This is a genomic window from Microscilla marina ATCC 23134, assembly GCF_000169175.1.
In the GTDB taxonomy this organism is placed as follows: domain Bacteria; phylum Bacteroidota; class Bacteroidia; order Cytophagales; family Microscillaceae; genus Microscilla; species Microscilla marina.
Genome location: NZ_AAWS01000076.1, coordinates 22,970 through 30,821, shown reverse-complemented (window position 1 = coordinate 30,821; position 7,852 = coordinate 22,970). Strand labels below are relative to the sequence as shown.

Sequence of the window (7,852 nt, the reverse complement as noted above, 5' to 3'; positions counted from 1 at the left end):
AATTACCAAATCTGAGCCACCGTTTTCTTTCAAAATGTCTTTTACTTCATCAATAGAAAAATACCGCTCGTAGCCGCATACTTCGCACATACTCCCTTCATGGCTATTCACAGATTCACAATTAAGGCAAGTCCAACGCATAATAATGGTTCATTGTTTAAATTACAGAGTAATTTCAAATTTAAGAAATTTAATCTTTTTTCTTCCTAATACTCAAGCCTTTCCCCCTCAAGCCTCCCACAGTTTTTTCGCCTGTAGCACCTGGTTTTTTGCGTGGCAACGGAGTAGTAGCCTCCTTCCCTCCTGTTTCTTTTTTAGCCAATAAATTTCCTTTTAAACTCAGCCCACTGGTCTTTTTTGCTGTTTTATCGGCTTCAAAAGTTTCTTTGCCCAAATCCATCGTTTTGAGTGTATTAAAAACCTCTCCTATACCAGGGCGCTTATGGTAATTGGTTTGTAGCATGCGGGTAACCAAATTGTTGAGTTTATCTGGCAAATCGGTTGCTGTCAAAACAATTTGTTTGTCAGCAATAGCAGCTATTCCTGCATAAGTATACGCCTCGTGGTCAAATTCAGGCATTTTTCCGGTGAGATACAACGCATACAAAAGCCCCAAAGCAAAAATATCAGACTTGGTAGTCAAGTCGCCAGGGGTTACGGCAGGGTCTTCTTTGATATATAAAGCCAATTCGGGTGAATAAAACGCCATATCACCTACTACATCTTCGGTAATTTCGGGAGGGTGTTCAGAAAAATAACTATTATCAAAATCAATCAATTTTGCCGTATAGCTCCCGGTTTTGCTCCTCTTAATCAAAATGTTGTCAGGCTTCAGGTCACCATGCACTATTTGGGCATTGTGCAATACATTGAGGCTATGGGCAATGGTTTTCAGTATTAGTATACGGTTTGCCAAAGGCAATGAAGCTATTTCGGCAACAGACAACGAAGCTACATCTATCTTTTCGGTCACTTTGTAATACTTGGTTTTATGCCTGAAAAAATCGACCGTAAATACCAGGTTCCCTCCTATGCCGCATTTCTCGTTTACCTCCTGGATTAAACCCTGATGATGCTTTTCAAACTTTTGGCACTCTTTCAGTTTCCGTTGTTTCGACTTTTCGCTCCCTGGCGCATCGGGTGTGGGATACTTGGGCGATAAAAACTCTTTTAAAAAATATACCTTACCACTCTTTTGGGCAAAAGTCCACTTGCTCAACCCACCACCTGCAGTAGTAAAGTTTTGCATTACAACATATCCATTAATATTATCACCTTTGAGCATTTTTATTCTATTAAATTGAATTTGGCACAAAATACAACCAAACCTAGTAAATTTCATTGGTCTACCTGATAATTGTCATTCCTTGAACAAAATAAATACATTAACTTTACTTGCGAAAAATTTCAAAAAGACTTCAATCTTTATTTGCTTTGAGCATGTTTAAAAACTATATTTTCTTGTAAATCAATTAGACAAACTCTTATTTATCTACACACTTAACGTTAATAATTATGAATCGTAAAAAGCTTAAAAATATCGAGCAGTTGCTTGAAAGTTTATCCATAGAATTACATGGTCAGTATACTGAGTATTCTGAAGATATGGTTATCATAACTGTGCCCGTTAATGATGATGAAAGTAAGTTTCAGAGTGTAAAAGGCTATGTCGCTGACCGCAAAACGTCTCAAAATGAAACCGCTCAAATGGTGATGTTAAGCAGTACTGTTTGCACTTTGCACGATCACCCAGAGCTTGACTTTAAAGAGCTGCTCAAGAAAAATTACTATATGATCTACTCTAAACTTACCATTACCGACGAAGATTACCTGGAAGTAGAAGCAGCCACTCGCTATGAATATGCCACTGCCCAGGAGGTAGAAGCAATGATAGAAGAAGTAGCAAGAAAAACGGAGGAACTAAAACAGGAGTTATTAGGAGCAAAAGCAAACTGATAACACTACAAATATATTTTTTATTATAAAAAAGAGCTTTTGGAGAAACCAGGAGCTTTTTTTATTCTACCACCACAAAGTCCAGAAACAATAATTCGTTTTCGGTAAGCTCATAGCGTGCCTCAAAATCAATGTTTGCCGGAGGCGCCAGCAAATACACCACTTGATTACGCCCCGAACGCAAAGAGGAGTGCTCGTCCTGCAGCTGTATCACCAAGTGATTGCTCATAATATTGCGCCCCTCCAGCTTTACCTGCCTTGTCAACTCCAGCAAAAACATATTCAGCCGATCATTGTCTAGTTTGACATAAGCTTTTACTACTGCCTTTTGAGGAAAGCTTGTTGCCAGGATACTATTTGAACGATAGTTTTTGAGTAAAACAGTTTCCCCTATAATATTCATCAAATAAGGGTTTTTGTTGTTATACTCTGCATAAAACGATTCTCTGGTAATGGCATAAGTACCCGCCAAAAGGTCGTGTAAAGTTTGTCGCCCTGGCACTGCAAAAGCAAGACAGTAGTCTAATAATAAAATGCCTCCTACAATGATTGCCAAGGGCTGAGAAAAGTATTGCTTGCCCCAAAATATCACCGTTCGGAAAGCGTCAGGAATAGAGGTAGGATATGCACAGCAGGTAAGTTGTCTACACATAATGAAGAAAAGCAATGAGATAAATACTGGCAATTATATAAGGAAAAGTACGTATCAATGCCTGCCCCAGGCTCACATATTCTTTTTCATGAGTAACTACCTTAATGTCTAAAGTAAGCTTACCCATCGAACCTCCCAGGCGAAACGTAAGGTATACCTGAAAAAACCCAATTAGAAACAACAGGTACAAGCAAAAATATAGAATAGTTTTTTGTTCAAAAGAAATGAGCAGCAAGGCTATAGTTACTGGCACAAAAAAGATAATGTATAAAAATAAGTCCAGTAAAAATGCCCAAAACCTACGCAGTCTGTTTACATATTGTACATTAAAAGCACTTTTAATCATTGTTACCTAAATTTTCTATTCTCAAATATTTCATGAACTTCTCTGGCTTTCAAAATTAATACCTCAAGCAAGTTCAGTAATTATACCACCACAAGACAAGCGTTTACCCGTAATAATTCTCTTTGTATGCTTGCCAAAGCTGTTCCAAAAGCAATCGTTTTTGCTTATAGAGTTTTTCTGTTTCTACGGGCAAAAATCCTTCTTGTTTTTGCAAAAACTGCATACTGGCTTCGGCTTCTTCTACAGGACGCACAAACCGTGCTTGCACATACTTAAACCTTTCATAAAAATAAACTTTCCAGTCTTCCAAAGTTTTCCTGCCCAATGCCAGTACACTCATACTCAGGTCATCTCCAGCAATTGCTCCCATTGCCTCCTCCAGGCACTCTTTCCAGGCTTCTGCATCATATTGGCTGTTCATAAGTGCTTGCAACAACAAATACTCAAAATGTGCCGGAGATTTTACAAAACCAAAACAACCATCAGTGGCGGTAATTAATATGACTGGTTCTTTGACCAAAACAGTGCTTTGATTAATTGAATACTTACCATCGGCATGTATACAATTAGAAATGGTAGCATCCATCAGTAGATTCTCAAGTGCATCAGGTGTTCCGTTCAAATCATCGTTTGACAATTGGCACAACCCATTGGCAGTAAGTGCGTAACAACGTGAATCGCCCGCCCAAAATGAAGTCACCTTTAACTGCTGGTGGGTATCAGAAGTATAATAAAGCCCTGCAAGTGTGGTAGGCAACCGCTTGATTAGTTTACTTCTCAATTTAGAAGGATTTTGGTCAATTTGGTCCACTTTATCAGCAAACCCTTTCAACAAGTCAGTTTTCAACCCTGCAATAAAATCTTTTTCTACTTCTTCTCCGGTAGATATTGTAGCAAAAAAATGTTCAGTAATTTGTTTGGCTAAACGAGACGCCAGATAAGCCCCGGTATGCGCTACTGTTTTGCCTTGGTTATCTTGGTAAGTATACAGTTTACTTCCAGCTCCCCCCAGACCATCATACACTACCAACACCCCTTGCGTATAGTCATCGTTAACAAGCAATGTAGGTACAGCATCTTCCCCTTTACCGGGTCTTTTTTCTGTCCAAATAGTAAAATGCATAAACTCCATAAAAATAATAGCAAAACAGCTTTAACCATAAAATATAGCTGTATAACAACCTGTTTCTTATAATTCAATTTTGATAAGGCATTAACAGGTAAATAAAGAAACAATTCGCCAATTAATCAAGGAAGAAAAGCGAAATCAAAGATGATTACTGCTCCCGATAGTCTACCGAGGTAATATTGCCCGATTCATCTACAATATTGGTTTCTTTGCCAGGTATTATGTCAGTGTTATGCGCCGATACAGCCACCCAACCCAACGATTGACGATATGCTACAAAACTAATTACATTTTGACGGCTTTGGGGTTGGGTAATGTCCGCATGGGCAGTTTGTCCGGTCAATTTCATACGTGCTTGTACCAAAGCTACCTCTGGCGTCACAAGCTTTATTTTTACTTTTCGCAACTCTACAATAGATTGGTTAAAAATAGTTTTTAACCCGTAGTCGTGGGCTTTCCAAATAGCTTGACGGTTGTGCCACCAAAGCCCTACTACATTTACAAACTCGGCATCTTCGACAAACAAATTGGCAAGCGCCACTGCATCACGATCGTTAAATGCTTGCACAAATAAAACCACAATGTCTTCAGGGTTAGAGGTATAGGTTTGTTGAAACATAGTATTAGTATTCATCTTGTGTTTATCTTTAAGAAATCATCACGGCTTTTTTTATAAGTCACATAGCCGCAAAAAAACTCAGCAAGCCTGCTAAAATAGGTTCTAATCTTTATTTTTTTTAATATTAAGCACTGAGTCATCATTAAACTGACCAAACAAGTTAAGCATAATTAGTCTACTATGAGCGAGCGATCTCTATTTGTAGCTAATTGTTTATTGCTTAGAAGCCTTGACAAGGTTCTAGCGACTAGGCTCTAGGTGCTAGGTACACCCTGTTCCAGATATAGCTATCAAGTTTGTAAAATGTTTACTTTCAATCATTTACAATTTTGATAGTTAGAAGTTTTTATATTCTTAAAATGTTTTAATATGCTCATCAGAAAAGCTACTCAAGAAGACCATGATGCCGTATGGGATATCATACGCCAGGTAATAGCCAAAGGCGATACCTATGTTTTTGCCCCCAACTCTCATAAAGAAAAAATGCTCAATTATTGGTGCGCGCCCAATAAACATACTTACGTGGCAGTAGTAGATGAAAAGGTTGCGGGTACTTTTGTGATTGCCGATAATTTTCCGGATTTGGGAGCACACGTGGCCAATGCTGGCTATATGACCTTGCCTGGCATGACAGGTAAGGGTTTGGGAACTGCTATGGGCAAGTTTTCGTTAGAGGAAGCAAAAAAACTAGGGTATAAAGCAATGCAGTTTAATTTAGTAGTAAAAAGCAATGAGCGAGCAGTAAAGTTGTGGCAAAAGTTGGGGTTTCAAATTATAGGAGAGATTCCGAAAGCCTTCCAACATCAAACAGACGGGCTTACCAACGCTTATATCATGTGGCAAGCACTTTAAACAAACAAGCGTCAGGCTAAAACTAAAGTTGAGTGCCTCAGTCAATTTTAAGCCCTACTACCAATATATCATCAGTTTGGCGAATGCCCCCTTTCCAATTGTCTAGCTCTATTTGTAAGTTTTCCTCTTGTTCTTCCACCGTTAACGGGCTTATTTTTAGCAATAAATTACGGAAGTTTTTCTTAAGGAACTTCCCACCCATTTCTTTGCTAAACTGGTCTTGAAAACCGTCTGAAGACAAGTATAAAGTATCACCAGGCTGAAGTTGCAAATCAAAATCTTCAAACTGCTTAGCGGTTTTATATTGATGCGAACCTCCAATAGGAAAAATAGATCCTTTTACCTGATGAAACTCTCCATCTCTTACATAATATAGTGGAGTTTTGGCACCCGCAAACTGTAGTGACTTATCTCTTTCATTGATTACCAGAATGGCCATATCCATTCCATCGTTTACTTTTGAACCACTTTGCGACTGTAGGGTTTCGTTGAGCTTCCCGTCTAAAGTATACAAAATATCTTTAGGGCTTACGTAATCTTTATACTTGATAATCTCATGAATAATACTGCTCGCCAAAATAGTCATAAATGCTCCAGGCACTCCATGTCCGGTACAATCGGCCACCATCAACACCTGATAATCTTCGCCTTTGAAGTGTTTTTTGCCAAACCAGTAAAAGTCTCCACTTACTATGTCGCGGGGGCGAAAAAATATAAAGTGCTTGGGAAAATCTTGAGTCACATAAGTATCGTGGGGTAGCATTGCCGATTGAATACGTTTGGCATAATTGATACTTTCGGTAATGTCTGAGTTTTTCTTTTCCAACTCAATATTCATTTTGTTGAGTTGTTCATTGGTCAAGTCCAGTTCCTCTATGGTTTGGTTAAGCTCTTCGTTGGTTTCTACTAACTTTGCAGTGCGTTCTTTTACTTTTCTGTCTAACTTTTCGTTTTCTTTCTCTTTCATTTGTAGCATTTCTGCTGACAACTTTTCGCGTTCAGCTTTAAAAATATTGTATTTGTCACCCAATGCCATCGAGAGCAATACAATTTCTATTACTGCTGATACTTCGGTAGAGTGCCAAACGACCGAACTTTCGGGCAACAGTCCAAAGTCTTTGAAAGCATGCAGCAAGATACCAAACGTGTACACTATCCAGGCTATAGTAAAATAACGTGAAGACAAGTTACCTTTGCGCCAAGCTACTACCCCTGACGAGATCAATAAAATAGAGTTTAGCAAAATAGTGTACCCAATGAACTCAATAGAAGTACGGAAAGGCAAAACAAACACCAATATCATCAACACTACCCCTAATACAATGGTTGCTTGCATTGCTTTGTATAACCCGCGGGAATATTCTCTGATATTGAGAAAAAATATGGCAAATAGCACAGACCCTGTAGTCATCACTGCCATACCAAACGGAATTACCTGATTTGCCCAATAAGTACTGTTTGGCCATATATACTGATAGGTATGTCCGCTGTCGGAAGGGTAAAATAATAGTGACCCTATCACAAACATGATATAAAATAAATAGCTTAAATCATTGAGAGAGATATATAGGAAGAAGCTGTGCGCTAAAATCAAAATTAAAACTCCATAGAGCAAGCCGTATACAACATCTGACCAGGACGACTCTTTGTAAAACTGAGACCTCGCGTGTATTTTAAGAGGAATCTGAATAGTACCTGTTCCCCATACCCTTAAATAAACTCGTTGTTTTTTGACTTTACTAAAATCAAGTGGAAACACAAAGTTGCGATTAAATATAGGACGCGAGTCAAAAGCTCTTCGATCTCCTGTATTAATCACTTTCCATTTTTTAGTTTGTTGGTCAAACGAGTAAAAATCAATATAGTCAAGGGTTGGATAAGCATACTCTAACAACCAATCAGGGCTTTTAGACAGGTTTTTTATCTCGATCATTACCCAAAAATAAGCGTCAGAATGCCCTTTGATAATATTTTGGTGATGAGATAAAGTAAAATGTTGATCAAACTTACCACTGGCTACTTGATTGATATCAATAGTAGCATCAGTAGTTTTAAAAATAAAGGTTTGGGTTCCTATAGAGTAAGAGTGTACATTATCTTTCAATACTACCTGCCTGTTGCCTTGAGCAATGGCGGTAAACTGTATCAAAGTGTTACAGAGGAAAGCAAACAAAATAAAAAACAAACAGTTTCTTAAACACATGCCAACGGTTTTAAAACTTTTTTGAATTAATCACAATTTTTGTGCTGATATGAATTGAATGTTCCCTCTTTATGAATATGCCTGTTGTAAATTAT

At 38.1% G+C, this 7,852-nt stretch carries 8 protein-coding genes; 2 read left to right on the top strand and 6 right to left on the bottom strand.

Annotated elements, in window-relative coordinates; all coding sequences use genetic code 11:
* Window positions 1-190 precede the first annotated feature (190 nt).
* On the bottom strand, window positions 191-1,342 hold the full coding sequence (locus M23134_RS35180; protein ID WP_082226773.1) for a protein kinase domain-containing protein: 1,152 nt from the start codon (window positions 1,340-1,342) through the stop codon (window positions 191-193).
* A 173-nt stretch (window positions 1,343-1,515) separates the two neighbouring features.
* Here M23134_RS35180 and M23134_RS35175 point away from each other — a divergent pair, with 173 nt between their 5' ends.
* On the top strand, window positions 1,516-1,956 hold the full coding sequence (locus M23134_RS35175; protein WP_002705227.1) for a hypothetical protein: 441 nt from the start codon (window positions 1,516-1,518) through the stop codon (window positions 1,954-1,956).
* Between the two features lie 61 nt (window positions 1,957-2,017).
* On the opposite strand, the gene M23134_RS35170 is transcribed toward M23134_RS35175, so the two are convergent.
* The 4 genes from M23134_RS35170 to M23134_RS35155 all read right to left on the bottom strand — a co-directional run bounded on the left by M23134_RS35170 (window position 2,018) and on the right by M23134_RS35155 (window position 4,717).
* On the bottom strand, window positions 2,018-2,608 hold the full coding sequence (locus M23134_RS35170; RefSeq protein WP_045114964.1) for an RDD family protein: 591 nt from the start codon (window positions 2,606-2,608) through the stop codon (window positions 2,018-2,020).
* On the bottom strand, window positions 2,601-2,954 hold the full coding sequence (locus M23134_RS35165) for an RDD family protein (protein ID WP_002705222.1): 354 nt from the start codon (window positions 2,952-2,954) through the stop codon (window positions 2,601-2,603). Before M23134_RS35165 ends, M23134_RS35170 begins: the two co-directional genes overlap by 8 nt.
* A gap of 103 nt (window positions 2,955-3,057) precedes the next feature.
* On the bottom strand, window positions 3,058-4,077 hold the full coding sequence (locus M23134_RS35160; RefSeq protein ID WP_157558807.1) for a hypothetical protein: 1,020 nt from the start codon (window positions 4,075-4,077) through the stop codon (window positions 3,058-3,060).
* Window positions 4,078-4,231: 154 nt separating this feature from the next.
* Window positions 4,232-4,717, bottom strand: coding sequence for an SgcJ/EcaC family oxidoreductase (locus tag M23134_RS35155; protein WP_232296864.1), 486 nt, complete (start codon window positions 4,715-4,717; stop codon window positions 4,232-4,234).
* Window positions 4,718-5,071: 354 nt separating this feature from the next.
* Between M23134_RS35155 and M23134_RS35150 the strand changes: the two genes are divergently transcribed.
* Window positions 5,072-5,554: a GNAT family N-acetyltransferase gene (locus M23134_RS35150; protein ID WP_002705214.1), complete on the top strand. Its 483-nt coding sequence runs from the start codon at window positions 5,072-5,074 to the stop codon at window positions 5,552-5,554.
* Between the two features lie 37 nt (window positions 5,555-5,591).
* On the opposite strand, the gene M23134_RS35145 is transcribed toward M23134_RS35150, so the two are convergent.
* On the bottom strand, window positions 5,592-7,703 hold the full coding sequence (locus M23134_RS35145; protein ID WP_198145136.1) for a 7TM diverse intracellular signaling domain-containing protein: 2,112 nt from the start codon (window positions 7,701-7,703) through the stop codon (window positions 5,592-5,594).
* Window positions 7,704-7,852: the final 149 nt, after the last annotated feature.